The sequence below is a fragment of the Streptomyces sp. HUAS MG56 genome (genome assembly GCF_058673395.1).
On record NZ_CM178722.1, the window covers coordinates 4,622,653 to 4,638,992 of the forward strand.

11 protein-coding genes are annotated in these 16,340 nt (G+C 70.6%); 4 read left to right on the forward strand and 7 right to left on the reverse strand.

Annotated features, from left to right (window positions below; genetic code table 11):
- Positions 1–91: 91 nt before the first annotated feature.
- Positions 92–5,029 (reverse strand): NAD-glutamate dehydrogenase, encoded by a 4,938-nt coding sequence (locus AC4OXY_RS21915; protein WP_491994475.1) that lies wholly within the window; start codon positions 5,027–5,029, stop codon positions 92–94.
- Positions 5,030–5,601: 572 nt separating this feature from the next.
- Here AC4OXY_RS21915 and AC4OXY_RS21920 point away from each other — a divergent pair.
- The gene (locus tag AC4OXY_RS21920; RefSeq protein ID WP_356031709.1) at positions 5,602–6,168 is read left to right on the forward strand and encodes a DJ-1/PfpI family protein; all 567 of its coding nucleotides are present in this window, start codon (positions 5,602–5,604) and stop codon (positions 6,166–6,168) included.
- 94 nt (positions 6,169–6,262) lie between these two features.
- On the opposite strand, the gene AC4OXY_RS21925 is transcribed toward AC4OXY_RS21920, so the two are convergent.
- Positions 6,263–6,931, reverse strand: coding sequence for an HAD family hydrolase (locus AC4OXY_RS21925; protein WP_356031711.1), 669 nt, complete (start codon positions 6,929–6,931; stop codon positions 6,263–6,265).
- Positions 6,932–7,002: 71 nt separating this feature from the next.
- Positions 7,003–7,518: a DUF6912 family protein gene (locus tag AC4OXY_RS21930; protein WP_356031713.1), complete on the reverse strand. Its 516-nt coding sequence runs from the start codon at positions 7,516–7,518 to the stop codon at positions 7,003–7,005.
- Between the two features lie 290 nt (positions 7,519–7,808).
- On the opposite strand from AC4OXY_RS21930, the gene AC4OXY_RS21935 reads away from it, so the two are divergent.
- Positions 7,809–8,324 carry an Rv3235 family protein gene (locus AC4OXY_RS21935; protein ID WP_491994476.1) on the forward strand — a complete coding sequence of 172 codons (516 nt, stop codon included), beginning with the start codon at positions 7,809–7,811 and terminating at the stop codon, positions 8,322–8,324.
- A 113-nt stretch (positions 8,325–8,437) separates the two neighbouring features.
- Here AC4OXY_RS21935 and secA read toward each other — a convergent pair whose 3' ends face one another.
- The gene (gene secA / locus AC4OXY_RS21940; protein ID WP_362823379.1) at positions 8,438–11,248 is read right to left on the reverse strand and encodes a preprotein translocase subunit SecA; all 2,811 of its coding nucleotides are present in this window, start codon (positions 11,246–11,248) and stop codon (positions 8,438–8,440) included.
- A 253-nt stretch (positions 11,249–11,501) separates the two neighbouring features.
- On the opposite strand from secA, the gene AC4OXY_RS21945 reads away from it, so the two are divergent.
- Positions 11,502–12,071: a GNAT family N-acetyltransferase gene (locus tag AC4OXY_RS21945; protein ID WP_491994477.1), complete on the forward strand. Its 570-nt coding sequence runs from the start codon at positions 11,502–11,504 to the stop codon at positions 12,069–12,071.
- Positions 12,072–12,134: 63 nt separating this feature from the next.
- Positions 12,135–13,310, forward strand: coding sequence for a winged helix-turn-helix domain-containing protein (locus AC4OXY_RS21950; RefSeq protein WP_491994478.1), 1,176 nt, complete (start codon positions 12,135–12,137; stop codon positions 13,308–13,310).
- 28 nt (positions 13,311–13,338) lie between these two features.
- Here AC4OXY_RS21950 and AC4OXY_RS21955 read toward each other — a convergent pair whose 3' ends face one another.
- The 3 genes from AC4OXY_RS21955 to AC4OXY_RS21965 all read right to left on the reverse strand — a co-directional run bounded on the left by AC4OXY_RS21955 (position 13,339) and on the right by AC4OXY_RS21965 (position 16,208).
- A complete protein-coding gene (locus AC4OXY_RS21955; RefSeq protein WP_356031725.1) occupies positions 13,339–14,085 on the reverse strand; it encodes a response regulator in 747 nt (248 codons plus the stop codon).
- Between the two features lie 204 nt (positions 14,086–14,289).
- On the reverse strand, positions 14,290–14,982 hold the full coding sequence (gene hpf, locus AC4OXY_RS21960) for a ribosome hibernation-promoting factor, HPF/YfiA family (protein WP_356031727.1): 693 nt from the start codon (positions 14,980–14,982) through the stop codon (positions 14,290–14,292).
- Between the two features lie 311 nt (positions 14,983–15,293).
- Positions 15,294–16,208, reverse strand: a complete 915-nt coding sequence (locus AC4OXY_RS21965; RefSeq protein ID WP_491994479.1) for a ComF family protein — start codon at positions 16,206–16,208, stop codon at positions 15,294–15,296.
- Positions 16,209–16,340 lie beyond the last annotated feature (132 nt).

The following is a 16,340-nucleotide window of genomic DNA, read 5'->3' on the forward strand; positions in this document are numbered from 1 at the left end:
AGCCGAGGTTTCTTAAGGGTCGGCAAGAAGCGAGACGCCCCGGGCCGCTGGGTGCCCGGGGCGTCTTCGGTGCCTTCCTTACGCGCGGACCCTACGAATGCGTGCGCAGCAGCGTCCGCATCGTGCGCATCGCCACCGACAGGTTGGCGAGGTCGAAGGAGTCCGAGCTGCGGATCTCCTCCAGGGTGGTGCGCGCCCGGCCCAGGATCGCGGAGTTCTTCTGCTCCCAGGCCTCGAACCGCTGCCCCGGCGTCGAGGTGCCGTTGCCGGCCGCGAGCACGTCCGCGGTGAGCCCCGCGTGGGCCGCGTACAGGTCCTCGCGGATGGAGGCGCGGGCCATGGACTGCCAGCGGTCGTTGCGGGGCAGGTCGCTGATGCGGTCCATCAGCTGGGTGATGTTCAGCCGGTCGGCGAGGTCGTAGTAGACGTCGGCGACGTCGAGCGGCTCCTTGCCCGTGCGGTCGGCCACCGAGACGATGTCCAGCGTCGGGAAGGCCGAGGAGAAACCGGCCACGCGCGTGGCGAGCTCGTCCGGGACGCCGACGGCGGAGAGCTCGTCGTACACGTGCTGGTACCACTCCAGGTCCGCGCCGCGCAGCAGCTTCGGCAGCTCCTGCCAGACCCGCTCGACCCGCTCGGCGAAGAACTCGACCGTCTCGGCGAGCTGGAGCGGCTGCGGCCGGTTGTTGAGCAGCCAGCGCGTGCCGCGCTCGACCAGCCGGCGCGAGTGCAGCCGGATGCGGGTCTGGACGGCGGCGTCGACCCTGTTGTCCAGGGCCTCGACCGCGTCCCACACCGGAGCCGAGGAGAAGATGGCGCGGGCCGCGGTCTGCGCCCGCACGATCTCCTCCAGGGAGGCACCGGTCTCCTCCCGCAGCCGGTGCAGATACGTCGTGCCGCCCGTGTTGACCGTGTCGTTGACCAGCACGGTCGTGGTGATCTCACGGCGCAGCGGGTGGTTGTCGATCGCCTCGGCGAACCGCTCGCGCAGGGCCGTCGGGAAGTACGCGTGCAGCAGGCCGCGCAGGTACGGGTCGTCCGGCAGCGAGGTGTGCAGCAGCTCCTCGGCGACCGTGATCTTCGTGTACGCCATGACGACGGCCGTCTCCGGGCTGGTCAGGCCCTGCGCCTGGCCGAGCCGCTCACGGATCTGGCGGTCGGTCGGCAGGAACTCCAGCCCCCGGTCCAGGTGCCCCTCGCGCACCAGGTGACGCATGAACCGCTGCTGGGCGTGGAGCATGGCGCCCGCCTGCGAGAGGGCGTTGGCCAGGGCGGTGTTCTGCGCGTAGTTGTTGCGCAGCACCAGGGCGCCGACCTCGTCGGTCATCTCGGCGAGGAGCTTGTTGCGCTGCTTGACGGTCATGTCGCCGTCCGCGACCAGGCCGTTCAGCAGGATCTTGATGTTCACCTCGTGGTCGGAGGTGTCCACACCGGCGCTGTTGTCGATCGCGTCGGTGTTGATCTTGCCGCCGTGCCGGGCGAACTCGATCCGGCCGAGCTGGGTCAGACCCAGGTTGCCGCCCTCGCCGACGACCTTGACGCGCAGGTCCTCGCCGTCGACGCGGATGGCGTCGTTGGCCTTGTCGCCGACGTCGGCGTTGGACTCGGCCGACGACTTCACGTACGTGCCGATGCCGCCGTTCCACAGCAGGTCCACCGGCGCGTGCAGGATCGCCTTCATCAGGTCGGCCGGGGTCATCTTGGTGACCTTGCCCTCGATGCCGAGGGCCTCGCGGACGTGGGCGTTCACCGGGATCGACTTGGCGCTGCGCGGGAAGATCCCGCCGCCCGCCGACAGCAGCTCGGTGTTGTAGTCCGCCCAGGAGGAGCGGGGCAGCTCGAACAGGCGGCGGCGCTCGGCGTACGAGGTCTCCGCGTCCGGGGTCGGGTCGATGAAGATGTGCCGGTGGTCGAAGGCGGCGACCAGCCGGATGTGCTCGGAGAGCAGCATGCCGTTGCCGAACACGTCACCGGACATGTCGCCGATGCCGACGACCGTGAAGTCCTGGCCTTGCGTGTCCACGCCCAGCTCGCGGAAGTGCCGCTTGACGGACTCCCAGGCGCCGCGCGCGGTGATGCCCATGCCCTTGTGGTCGTAGCCCGCGCTGCCGCCGGAGGCGAAGGCGTCGCCCAGCCAGAAGTTGTACTTCTCGGCGACCCCGTTGGCGATGTCCGAGAACGTCGCGGTGCCCTTGTCGGCGGCGACCACCAGGTAGGTGTCGTCGCCGTCGTGGCGGACCACGTCCTGCGGGGGCACGACCTCGCCGGCGACCATGTTGTCGGTGATGTCGAGCAGCGCCGAGATGAACGTCTTGTAGCTGGCGACGCCCTCGGCCAGCCACGCGTCGCGGTCCTTGGCCGGGTCCGGCAGCTGCTTGGCGACGAAGCCGCCCTTGGCGCCGACCGGCACGATGACGGTGTTCTTCACCATCTGCGCCTTGACGAGGCCGAGGATCTCGGTGCGGAAGTCCTCACGCCGGTCGGACCAGCGCAGACCGCCGCGCGCGACCTTGCCGAAGCGCAGGTGCACGCCCTCGACGCGCGGCGAGTACACCCAGATCTCGAACGCCGGGCGCGGCGCGGGCAGGTCGGGAATCGCCTGCGGGTCGAACTTCATGGACACGTAGTCGTGCGGCGTGCCGTCGCCCTTCTCCTGGAAGAAGTTCGTGCGCAGCGTCGCCTTGATGACGGTGAGGAAGGACCGCAGGATCCGGTCCTCGTCCAGGCTCGCCACCTGGTCCAGGGCCGCGTCCAGCTCCTCCAGCAGCGCGTCCGTGATCTCCAGGCCGGCCTTCTGCCGGTCCGGCGACATCCGCGCCTCGAACAGCGAGACGAGCAGCCGGGTGGTGTGGACGTTGTTGCGGAGGGTGTCCTCCATGTAGTCCTGCGAGAAGGTCGAACCGGCCTGGCGCAGGTACTTGGCGTAGGCCCGCAGCACCATCGCCTGCCGCCAGGACAGCCCGGCGCCCAGCACGAGCGCGTTGAAGCCGTCGTTCTCGGCCTTGCCGGTCCAGGTGGCGGCGAAGGCCTCCTGGAAGCGGTCACGGGCGTCGTCGCCGAGGTGCTCCCCGCCGCCCGCCGCCTGGGGCACGCGCAGACCGAAGTCGTAGATCCAGGCGGTCGTACGGTCCGAGCAGCGCAGCTCGTACGGCCGCTCGTCGGTGACCTCGACGCCGAGGCGGCTGAGCACCGGCAGCACGTGCGAGAGGGAGACCGAGCCGCCCTTCTGGTAGATCTTGAACCGGCGCTCCTCGGGACCCGCGCCCACCGGCTCGTACAGGCTCAGGCTGAAGGTCTTGTCCCCGCCGAGCTGCTCCAGGTGGACCAGGTCGGCGACCGCGGCACGCGGCGTGTGGTCGGCCTTGTAGCCCTCGGGGAACGCGGTGCCGTAGCGGCGCTGCATCTCGGCCGCGTGCTCCTCGCCGCACTCGGCGGTCAGCGCCTCGGCGAACGCGTCGGCCCAGGAGCGGGCGGCCTCGACGAGACGGGCCTCGATGCGGTCGCGGTCGGCGTCCGACAGCTCGGGCAGCACGGTGCCCGGCGGGACGCGGACGACGAAGTGCAGCCGGGACAGGATCGATTCGGTGTTCCAGGCGGTGAAGTCGACGCTGATGCCGCCGAGCTCCTCCTTGAGGATGTCGATGATCCGCAGCCGGACACCCGTGGTGTAGCGGTCGCGCGGGAGGTAGACGAGGGCCGAGTAGTAGCGCCCGTACTCGTCCTGGCGCAGGTACAGCCGCAGCCGGCGGCGCTCCTGGAGGTAGAGCACGGAGGTGACGATCGACTGGAGCTCGGCGACGGGCGTCTGGAACAGCTCGTCGCGCGGGTAGGTCTCCAGGATCTGGAGCAGGTCACGGCCGTCGTGGCTGTTCGGCGAGAACCCGGCGCGGTGCAGCACCTCGTCGACCTTGCGGCGGACGACGGGGACCCGGCGCACGGAGTCGGTGTACGCGGCGGACGAGAAGAGCCCGAGGAACCGCCGCTCGCCGACGACGTTGCCGTCCGCGTCGAACTTCTTGACCCCGACGTAGTCCAGGTACGACGGCCGGTGCACGGTGGCCCGGCTGTTCGCCTTGGTCAGAACGAGGAGCTTGTGCTCGCGGGCCTTGGCGCGGGCGTCGGCCGACAGCCGCTCGAAGGACGGGCTGACCGGGTGCTGATCGTCCTCGGCGTGCTGCGGGTCGGAGCGCAGGACACCGAGGCCGGTGCCGGGCACGGCGGCGAGCGTGTCGTCGTCGCGCAGCTCGTACTCGCGGTAGCCGAGGAAGGTGAAGTGCTCGTCGGACAGCCAGCGCAGCAGCTCACGCGCCTCCTCGACCTCGGCCTTGGCCAGGTCGCCGGGGGCGGGGTCGGTCGGCAGCTCGTCGGCGATCCGGATCGCCGTGGCGCGCATCTTCTCCCAGTCCTCGACGGCCTCGCGGACGTCGGACAGGACGCGCAGCAGATCGGCGGTGATCTGCTTCAGGTCGGCGCGGTCCGTCTCCCGGTCGATCTCGACGTGGATCCAGGACTCGAAGTGCGCGTCGTGCGGGAGGTCGCCGGCGGGCGGGGTCGGCAGGACCTCCAGCAGCCTGCCGGTCAGATCACGCCGGACGACGAACTGGGGATGGACGACGACGTGGATGCCGCGTCCCTGCCGGGTCAGCTCATTGGTGACCGAGTCGACCAGGAAGGGCATGTCGTCGGTGACGACCTCGACCACGCTGTGGCTGCAGGTCCACCCGTTCTCCTCCACGGTCGGGGTGTGGACCCGCACGTTCGCCGTGCCCTGGGGGCGGGTCTCGGCGAGACGGTAGTGGGAGACCGCGGCGCCGAAGACGTCGACCGGGTCGCGGTCGGCGAGGTCTTCCGGGGCGGTGTGCAGGTAGTACCGCTGGAGGAACGCGAGCACGGACTCGCTGTCCGGGGTGTCCGGGGAGCCCTCGCCCGCGGTCCCGGTCGGTAGGTGCCCCCCGACCGGGCTGTTCTCAGCTACCCGGGCGGCCCTTCCGAGCAGCTCGGCCTTGGCTTCGTCCAGCTTGGTCTGCATTGTCCTCTGACTCCTGTCGCGCGCCGTTGCGTGACGTAGAAGGAAGTACGGTCTCTTTCCCTCCGGCTCGACGCCACAGCCCGGGGTGTCCGGACCACTCAGACGCTATGCCGCGAGGTGAGATGAGCGGGGGGAATTCGGCCATTGTCGTCACACCCGCCAGGCGTGACGCTGCTCTCGGCACGGCCATGTCCAGGGTTGCCCGCGGCGCCCCGGGAGCTCCTGCGGCCCCGCCCCGCCCGCGAAGACCAGCGACCGCCGCCCGGCCACGGAGGTGTTCCGTGCAACCCGGGCGCGGGGCAGGGACACGATCGTCCCCGCGAACTATCGCGCTGATCACGCCACAAGGCTATCGCTCCTCACCCCGGGCTCGTCATGAGCCGTATGTGTACAAAACAGGGGGTCGAAGTTTGACGTTCTGCACAGCGCCGGGGCGGGCCCGAGTGACGTATCCGGCGGGGGCGGCCGCGGGTAGCCGGGAGGCCGGTCCGGGTAGGTCTCAGTGTCAGGTCGCGCCGCGAGATCCCCGACCTCACCCTGAGAGCACACCCTGCCTGCCCGGAGGAGCCGACATGCCCGCGAAGATCCTGATCGTCACCGGCGACGCAGCGGAATCCCTGGAAGTCCTCTACCCCTATCAGCGCCTGCTGGAGGAAGGCTACGAGGTCCATATCGCCGCTCCCTCCCGCAAGACCCTGCGCTTCGTCGTCCACGACTTCGAACCCGGCTACGACACCTACACGGAGAAGCCCGGCTACACCTGGCCCGCCGACCTGGCCTTCGCCGACGTCGACCCCGGCGAGTACGTCGCCCTCGTCGTCCCCGGCGGCCGCGCCCCGGAGTACCTGCGCAACGACCCCGAGCTGCGCAAGATCCTCAAGGCGTTCTTCGACGCCGACAAGCCCGTCGCCCAGATCTGCCACGGCCCTCTGCTCACCGCGGCGATCGACACCCTGCGCGGCCGCAGGGTCACCGCGTACCCCGCCCTGGAACCGGACATGCAGGCGGCCGGCGCGGGCTTCCAGGACACCGAGGCGGTCGTCGACGGCACCCTGGTCTCCTCCCGTGCCTGGCCGGACCACCCGGCCTGGATGCGCGAGTTCCTGAAGGTCCTGCGGGCGGCGGCACCGGCGGGCTGAGGGGCGCGAGGCAGGGCGGAGAGCGGGGGCGGGCGGGACGGCGGGGCGAGGGCGGGCGCAGCGGCCGTACCGCCGCAGCGGTGCCGGTCCCCGGCTACGCCGCTATTCGCTCTGCTTCCTGCACCGCCTCCGCGAGCGTGTCCACGACCGGCACGCCCACGGCCTCCAGGCTGTCCCGGCTGTGCGACCCCCCGGTGTACAGCACGGCCCGCGCTCCCACCTCGCGCGCCGCGACCGCGTCGTCCGCCGCGTCCCCGATCACCACGGTCCGCGCGGGCTCCACGCCCGTCCCGAGCGCCGCCAGATGCCGCACCATGTGCGCGGCCTTGCTCCCCCCGGACGGCCCCGTACGCCCGTCGACCCGCAGGAACTGCGCCTCGATGCCGAACCCCCGCACGAGCGGCACCAGTTCCTCGTGTCCGTACATACTCAGCAGGGACTGGCTGTGCCCGGCTGTTCTCCATCCGGCGAGCAGCTCCGCCGCCCCGTCGGTCAGCCCGCAGCGCCCCCGCTGCTCCGCGTAGTGCCGATGGAACACCCCGTCCATCAGCTCCCACTCGGCCTCGGTCGGCAGCCGCCCGAGCAGCCGCTCGTAGAACTTCGGCACCGGCACGCAGTACAGCGCCCGGTACTCCTCCATCGTGATCGGCGCGAGCCCCAGCTCGGCGAAGGCCGCGTTCGTCGCCCCGATGATCGCGTCATTGTCGTGGAACAGCGTGCCGTTCCAGTCCCAGACGATGTGCGCGCTTCCGTGCATCCCCATGCCGAAAACCGTACTCGCCCCCACTGACAATCACCCCGGCCGCACGCCCCGGACCGACGACGGGCCAGACGTCAGGCGCCCTGCCCGACCAGGTTGGGGATCTCCTGCGTGGCGAACCAGAGCAGCTCGTGGTCGTCCGCCCCGTCCACGACGGACTGCGCGTCGTCGTCCCCGCCGTCCGCCGCCGCCAGCGCCTGCGCCGCCGCGGCCACGTCCTGCTCCGCGTCGTCGGCGTCGACGTGCACGGCGGCCGCCTTCGCGAGCGGCACGCTCAACGCCACGGTCACCTCGCCCGGCGCGGACGGGTCCGCCCCCCGGTCCGGACCGGCGCTCGCGGCACCGTCCGGCACGTCCACGGCGACCACGACCCGGCGCCGCGCCGCGCCCGGATCCGCCGCCAGCCGCCGCAGCGAGGCCAGCGCGGCCTGCCCGAGCGCGGCGTACTCCAGCTCCTCGACGTCCTCGGAGACGTACCACGCGCGCAGCTCGGGTGTGACGGCGTACGCGACGAAGGGGCCGCTCCCCAGCTCACCCGTCTTGTGCGCCTCGGCGAGCGCGGGAAGGGTCAGGGGGACGTAGACGCGCATGGTGGCCGCTCTTTCCTGATCAAGGGCTCGAAGGCTTCAGGATACGTGCGCGGGTCCCCTTTCGAGTCCCTGCCCACACCCGTGAACCCGTGGACACCGGGCCACGCATTCACCCGGTGCGCCCGCGTGATTCCGGGGTTCCAGGACCCACGGGTCCCCCGGATAGGCGAACTTCTCCGCCCCTCCCCGCAGCGCACCGCCGCCCTTGCCACCCGGCTCCGCGCCCCGTACAAGATCCCCACCAGCGAGTTACCGACCGGTATCAACCGAGCCCGCCGAACGGGGACCCCATGAACAAGGTCATGAGCCGTACCGTCCAGCCCCGCCCGCGCCACCGCCCGCCGACCCGCCACGACACCCGCCGCCCCGGCGGCGCCCCGCCCCGCAAGCCGCCGGCGAGGAGCGCCCGCGACACACCGGCGCCCGCCAGGACGGCCGGCCCGCCCCTCAGGGCCCCGGAGACGGCCCAGCCCCCACAGCGCCCCACCGACGTCTTCGCGGACCGCCTGCTGGCCGTCCTGAGCGGTCAGCGCCCCGTCCACTGGATGCTCCGCCACACCGCCGGCCGCGCCTACGACGACCTGGCCCGCCTCGCCGAACGCGGCCCCCTGCGCACCCACGGCGCCCGCCCCGTCGTCCGGGACATCGGCTACTACGTCCCCTGCGACGGCGCCCTGGAGGTCTTCGCCCGCATCTCCGCCGGCAGCCGGCTCCGCGCGCTGGCCTTCCGCCTGGAACTGGGCCAGGACCTCCGCTGGCGCTGCACGGCGGTGGAAGCCGGAGCCCGCTCCCAGCCATCCCCGTAGCCCCCACAACCACCGCCGAGGCCCGGCGAACCCCGCCGCCGGCACCACGGCGAAGGGCCGGGCTCCCCCGAGGGAGCCCGGCCCTGCTCAGCCGCTCTGCGACCGCGCGCACGTCACTTCTTGCGGCGCCGTCCGCCCTTGGCCTGGCGACGGCGCTCGGCACGCGTCAGGCCGTCCGACTCGGACCGCACCGGCTCGTCGTCCTCCAGGTCGCGCTCGACGACACCGCCCTCGCCGTCCACCGTCGGCGCGGAGAAGTGCAGATCCCGCCGCTGCGGCACGTCCAGACCCTTCGCGCGGATCTCGGGACGGGCCCCCGCCTGGGCCGGGACCGTGTCCTGGACGCCCTCGGCAACCGGCTCGGCGGCCTCGACGGGAACCTCCTCGACCTGCTGCTCGACCTGGACCTCCAGGTTGAACAGATAGCCGACGGACTCCTCCTTGATGCCCTCCATCATCGCGGTGAACATGTCGAAGCCCTCGCGCTGGTACTCGACCAGCGGGTCCTTCTGCGCCATCGCGCGCAGGCCGATGCCCTCCTGGAGGTAGTCCATCTCGTAGAGGTGCTCGCGCCACTTGCGGTCGAGGACCGACAGCACGACCCGGCGCTCCAGCTCCCGCATGATCTCGGAGCCGAGCTGCGCCTCCCGGGACTCGTACTGCTCGTGGATGTCCTCCTTGACGGACTCGGAGATGAACTCGGCCGTCAGACCGGCCCGGTCGCCGGCGGCCTCCTCCAGCTCGTCGATGTCGACCTTCACCGGGTAGAGCTGCTTGAAGGCACCCCACAGCCGGTCCAGGTCCCAGTCCTCCGGGAAGCCCTCGGCGGTCTCCGCGCTGACGTACGCGTCGATCGTGTCGTTCATGAAGTGCTGGACCTGCTCGTGCAGGTCCTCGCCCTCCAGCACGCGGCGGCGCTCGCCGTAGATGACCTCGCGCTGCCGGTTGAGCACCTCGTCGTACTTCAGGACGTTCTTACGGGTCTCGAAGTTCTGCTGCTCGACCTGCGACTGCGCGGACGCGATCGCGCGCGTGACCATCTTGTTCTCGATCGGCACGTCGTCCGGCACGTTCGCCATGGACATCACGCGCTCGACCATCTGGGCCTTGAACAGGCGCATCAGGTCGTCACCGAGGGAGAGGTAGAACCGGGACTCGCCCGGGTCGCCCTGACGGCCGGAACGACCGCGCAGCTGGTTGTCGATACGGCGCGACTCGTGCCGCTCGGTGCCGAGGACGTACAGCCCGCCGAGGTCCTCGACCTCGTCCTTCTCGGCCTTGACCGCCTGCTCGGCCTTCTCCAGGGCGGCGGGCAGCGCCTGCGCCCACTCCTCGATGTGCTCCTCGGGGTCGAGGCCGCGCTGGCGCAGCTCCGCCTCGGCGAGGTCCTCGGGGTTGCCGCCGAGCTTGATGTCCGTACCACGGCCGGCCATGTTGGTCGCCACGGTCACGGCGCCCTTGCGGCCGGCCTGCGCGACGATCGACGCCTCGCGCTCGTGCTGCTTGGCGTTGAGCACCTCGTGCTGGATGCCGCGCTTGGAGAGCTGCTGCGAGAGGTACTCCGACTTCTCGACGGAGGTCGTGCCGACGAGGATCGGCTGGCCCTTCTCGTGCTTCTCCGCGATGTCGTCGACGACCGCCTCGAACTTGGCGACCTCGGTGCGGTAGATCAGGTCCGACTGGTCCTTGCGGACCATCGGCCTGTTGGTCGGAATCGGGACCACGCCGAGCTTGTAGATCTGGTGGAACTCGGCGGCCTCGGTCATCGCCGTACCGGTCATGCCGGAGAGCTTCGAGTAGAGGCGGAAGAAGTTCTGGAGGGTGATCGTGGCGAGCGTCTGGTTCTCGTCCTTGATGTCCACCCCCTCCTTCGCCTCGATCGCCTGGTGCATGCCCTCGTTGTAGCGGCGGCCGGCGAGGATACGGCCCGTGTGCTCGTCGACGATCATGACCTCGCCGTCGATGACGACGTAGTCCTTGTCCTTCTTGAACAGTTCCTTCGCCTTGATGGCGTTGTTCAGGTAGCCCACCAGCGGGGTGTTCACCGACTCGTAGAGGTTGTCGATGCCCAGCCAGTCCTCGACCTTGCTGACGCCGTTCTCGTGGATGGCGACGGTGCGCTTCTTCTCGTCGACGTCGTAGTCGCCGGTCTCCTCGACGCCCTTGAGCGGGTTGCCGGCCTCGCCCTTCTTCAGGCGCGTGACGAGCTTGGCGAAGTCGCCGTACCACTTGGTGGCCTGGTCGGCCGGGCCGGAGATGATCAGCGGCGTACGGGCCTCGTCGACCAGGATGGAGTCGACCTCGTCGACGATGGCGAAGTTGTGGCCGCGCTGCACCAGCTCGTCCTTCGACCACGCCATGTTGTCGCGCAGGTAGTCGAAGCCGAACTCGTTGTTCGTGCCGTACGTGATGTCGCATTCGTACTGCTCGCGGCGCTGGGCCGGCGTCATGTTGGCGAGGATGCAACCGACGGTCAGGCCCAGGAACTTGTGGACGCGGCCCATCATCTCGGAGTCGCGCTCGGCCAGGTAGTCGTTGACCGTGATGAGGTGGACGCCGTCGCCGGACAGCGCGTTCAGATACGCGGGCAGCGTGCCGACGAGGGTCTTGCCCTCGCCGGTCTTCATCTCGGCCACGTAGCCGAGGTGGAGGGCGGCGCCACCCATCATCTGCACGTCGTAGTGCCGCTGGCCGAGCACGCGCTTGGCGGCCTCGCGGACGGTGGCGAACGCCTCGGGGAGCAGGTCGTCCAGGCTCTCACCGTCGGCGTACCGCTGCTTGTACTCCTCGGTGAGGGCCCGCAGCTCGGCGTCGGAGAGGTCGACGAAGTCCTCTTCGATGGAGTTGACCTGGTCCGCGATGCGGTGCAGCTTGCGCAGGATCTTGCCTTCGCCTGCACGCATGATCTTCGAGAGGACGGACACGGGGGTATGTCTCCTTGCCGGTCGGGCCTGGGACGGTCGGTTTCCATTGGACGTACTGAGCAACGGCCATCGTATGCGAGGACGCGGCTGGGCCGGGAGGCCTGGCGGCCCGACGGCTTGCCTCATCCAGGACAACGGACGGGGCACGGGGATAGTGCCGCATCGGAGCGAGGAATTGCGCGAAATGTGATCACGTGCTCACGCATAGCGAAAAACGATGGCCCGCGCGCGGGACGCCCAGCACAATCGGTCGATGGAACCCGTCACTCTCACCACGGACCGCCTGGTCCTGCGCACGGTCGGCCCGCACGACACCCAGGCGGTCTACGAGGCCGCCCAGGACCCCGGCATCCAGCGCTGGACCACCGTCCCCTCCCCCTACCTGCCCGAGCACGCGGGCAGTTTCACCCAGCAGCTGGTCCCCGAGGGCTGGGAGCAGGGTTCGATGTTCACCTTCGGCGTCTTCCTGCCGGGCGGGGAACTCGCCGGAATGCTCGGTCTCACCATGCGTTCGCTCGGCGTGGCGGAGGTCGGCTTCTGGGGAACGGCGGAGCACCGCGGGCGCGGCTACGTCACCGAGGCCACGCTCGCGGCCTGCCGGTGGATCTTCACCGCGGTCGGTGTCGACCGGGTCGAATGGCGCGCCGAGGTCGGCAACCACCCCTCCCGTGCGGTGGCCGAGCGCGCGGGCTTCACCATCGAGGGCACCCTGCGCTCCGCGGTGAACAACAAGGGGGTACGGCGGGACTGCTGGGTCGGCTCGCTGCTCCCCTCGGACCTGGGCCTGCCCTCCACGGCGCCGTACCTGCCGGCCCGCAGCTGAGCCGCCCGGGGCGAACGCCCAGCTCAGCACGGATTGTCAGTGGCAGCCTCTAGGGTCCGGGGCATGACGACCCTTCCGCGCCCGACCACCTCCCTCACCGCGGACGACGCCCGCCGCATCGCCCTGCGGGCCCAGGGCTTCCTCGGCGCGCCCGACCGGCGGGCCGGTGTCCGCGGGGTGCTGCGCCACCTCGGCGCGGTCCAGCTCGACACGATCTCGGTCCTGGCCCGCTCCCACGAACTCGTGCCCTACGCCCGCCTGGGTGCCGTCGGCCGCAAGGCGGTCGAATCGGCCTACTGGCACGACACGCACGCCTTCGAGTACTGGTCGCACGCGGCGTGCATCCTCCCGGTCGAGGAGTGGCCGCACTTCGCCTTCCGCCGCCGCGCCTACCGTCATCGCCCGCACTGGAACCACGATCTGCCCGACGGCGCGTACGACCAGGTCATCAAGCAGCTGCGCGCGGAGGGCCCGCTGACCTCCACGGAGCTGGGCGGCGCGAAGAGGACGAACGAATGGTGGGACTGGTCGGGCACCAAGGTCGCCGTGGAGCGCGCGCTGATGTACGGCGAGGTGGTCTGCGTCCAGCGGCGCGGCTGGAAGCGGGTGTACGACCTCGCCGAGCGTGCGATCCCGGACACGCTGCTGCACGACGAGCTGGACGACACCGAGTGCCTGCGCCGCCTGGTCCGGCTGGCCGGCGAGTCCCTGGGCGTGGGCACGCGCGCGGACATCGCCGACTACCACCGTCTCAAGGGCGAGCAGGTCGACGCGGTGATCGCCGACTCGGGCCTGGTGCCGGTCGAGGTCGAGGGCTGGGGCAGGCCCGCCTGGGCCGACCCGGCGGCCCTCGCGACCCCGCCGCGCGGCCGGCACCGGACCACGCTGCTGTCGCCGTTCGACTCACTGATCTGGGAGCGGGCGCGCACGGAGCGGATCTTCGGCTTCACCCACCGCCTGGAGGCGTACGTCCCCAAGCCGAAGCGGGTCTACGGCTACTTCGCGATGCCGGTGCTGGCGGGCGGCCGGCTGGTCGGACGGGTGGATCCGGCCCGCGAGGGCCGCACGCTGGTGGCCAAGCAGGTCACTGTGGACGAGCTGAAGGCCGTCCCGGCGGTCGCACAGGCCCTGGTCGAGGCGGCGAGCTGGGTGGACTGCACGGACGTCCGCGTGGAGCGTGTGGCAACGCCGGAGCTGCGCGAGCCCCTGGTCAGGGAACTCGCCCGCGCCCTCGGCTGACCTCCGCCGGATCCGCCGCCGTCGTCCCCTACCGGATCTCGAGGATCTTCTCCCGCATCGCGTAGACCACCGCTTCCATCCTGGAGTGCAGCTGGAGCTTCTCCAGGATGTTGCGGACGTGGTTCTTCACGGTGTTCTCGGAGATGAACAGCTCTTTGGCGATGTCCCGGTTGTTCATCCCCGTCGCGACGAGCTTGAGGACCTCCAGCTCCCGGTCGGTCAGCCGCGGCGCGGGCACCAGCCGTCGCTCGTCGGTGCGCTGGATCATCGACTTGAACTCGGTGAGGAGCTTGGACGCCATGGACGGGCTGATCTGGGACTGCCCGTCGGCCACCGCGCGAATGGCGGTCGCCACCTCGTCGGTGGAGATCTCCTTGAGGAGGTATCCGGTCGCCCCCGCCTTGATCGCGTCGTAGAGGTCGGCCTCCTCGTCGCTGATCGTCAGCATGATGATCTTCGCGCTGGGGGCGACCTCCTTGATGGAGGTGCAGGCTTCGATTCCACCCCGCTTGGGCATGCGGACGTCCATCAGCACGATGTCGGGCAGCAGGTCGGCGGCCTTCTCCACGGCCTCGGCGCCGTCGCCGGCCTCGCCGATGACCTGGATGTCCTCCTCGGCCGCCAGCACGATCTCCAGGCCCCGCCGGAAGAGGGCGTGGTCGTCCACGACCAGGACCCTGATCGGCTCCCTGCGTGAGGAGCCCGCGTCCGGGCCCCTGCCGATGACACCGTCGTCGGCGTCTTCGTCCCGCATCGGTCCGAAGGTGTCCGCCATCGTTCCTCCCCCTGAAGGCTGTGGCCTGTTGTCCCGCGCCATCGCCAACCCAAGGCAACGGCCCACCGGTTGGGCCGGTTCGGCCATGATTTCATGCCCGGGCGACGCAGAGGTGACATGCGGGGCGTGAACTGGTCGCACACCGGTGCCCCTGGGGGCGCACACGCGCTGCCAGGGGCACCGGTTCCGCTTCTTCCGGGTGGATCAGCCGCCCAGCGTGCCCCCCGCCGCGGGGGCCTGCGCCTCAGCGACCATCTGGTCCTGGTCGAGATGGATCACGCCGTAGTCGTAGGCGTGGCGCCGGTAGACGACGCTCGGTTGCTTCGTCTCGGCGTCGACGAACAAGTAGAAGTCGTGCCCGACCAGCTCCATCTCGTAGAGGGCCTGGTCGAGGGTCATCGGTGAGGCGACGTGGGTCTTCTCGCGGACGATGAGGGGACCCTCACCCTTGACCTCCAGCGAGCCGATCTTCTTCGTCGGTACCCCGTCCATGTCTTCTTCGTGGACGGGCAGGCCGTTGCCGTTCAGCGTCGCCGCGCCGGGGACGTGGTCGGGAACCTCGGCCGCCGAGATCCGGCGGGCGCCGCGCCGCGAGAAACGCTTGTCGTGCTGCTTGCGCAGCCGGGCGTCCAGCTTCTCCGCCGCCAGGTCGAGTGCCGCGTACGGGTCGCTGGCCGCCGCTTCCGCCCGGATCACCGGACCGCGGGAGCGGAGGGTGATCTCCACCCGGTCACAGCGGTCGGCCTGTCGGGGGTTGGGCTCCTTGGACACCTCGACGTCGAGGCTGATCACCTTGCCGTCGAGCTTCTGGATCTTCTCCAGCTTCAGCTTCTCGGCCACGTGCTTGCGGAACCGCTCGGGCACCTCGGTCTTGCGGCCCTTGACGACGATGTCCACGCAGAACTCCGTTCCCGGATCGCTCCGCTCGGTCGGCGGAGCAACTCCCTTTTGCACCAGGTCCGGTGCTCACCGGACCTCGGACTCGGTGACTTCACCTCCTCCTCCCCCATGGGCGAGATCTCCACCCCATGGACGCGGGTGATTGCGGAAAACCCGCGCCACGGCATTCGGATATGAGAGGTGTGGCCTGCGCCTTTCCTCACAACCGAACATATCTCGCCCGGACGGATGTCGTCACCCTCTACTGCGGCGTACCTCCGTTCAGGTGAAATTCCCCTCTCGCCACCTGCAACGATGCAGGTTGACGGTCAGTTCCTGTTTATTTCGAAAGAATCCCGAGGAGCGGCGACCACGGCCGCACGGAGCGCGTACCCGAGGGTGTTCGACGCCGTCTTTTCCGGTGCATCATGCACCCACTTCCCGTGGTCCGACCGCGCTCCGCTCTGTCGTTCTTCCCTTCCTTCCCGAGTTACGGCCGCGTACACGGAGGTTCTCACTCCGCGCCCCTCTTCTCGACTCGACAGGGCCGTATCCCGCAGTGCCCGCGCCGCCTCCGCGAGGCTGGCGCCGGTGGTGATCAGGTCGTCCACGAGCACGACCCGTCCCCCGTCCAGCAGCCGGCCGCCGCCCGCCGTCACCTCCAGCGCGCCGGAGAGGTTCTCCAGGCGCTGTCGCGCGTCGAGTGCGGCCTGGTCCGCCACCGGCCGGCGCTGGCGCAGTACGGCCGCCACCCGGGCCGGCGTCCCGGCACGCCGCAGCTCCCCGGCCGCCGCGAGCGCCATCCGTCGGACCGGATCGTGTCCGCGCGCCCGCACGGCCCACCGCGCGGAAGGCACGGGGACGAGCACCACCGTCCGCTCACCCGCGGCCCCGCCCGGCCGGCCGCCGGTGCCTCCGGCGTCCGGACAGTCGCGGGCACCGCCGCCGCTCCCGCCGAGCCCCGCCCGCACGGCCCCCGCCAGAGCCCCGCTCAGCACTCCCGCAAGAGCCAGCGCGCCCCGCTCCTTGTGCGCCAACAGCAGTTCCCGCACCTCCTGCGCGTACGGAGCCGCCGCGTACACCACCGGCAACCCGGTCGGCTCCGGCACCGGCCGCACCCGCCGCGGCGCGCGCCCGTCCAACACGGCCCGGCACCGCGGGCAGAGCACCGTACGTGGTGCTCCGCAGCCCGCGCAGTCGGCCGGCAGCACCAGGTCGGTGAGGTTCCGCCACCACCCCCGCATGCCCACCACTGTGCCAACGCCGCAGCCGCCCTGCCACCCCTGTGGACAACGCCCTGTGGACAACCCGGGGCAGCACACAACGCCCATCACCCATACGAGTGAACAGGGAGATGACAGGGGTGCGGGACAGAG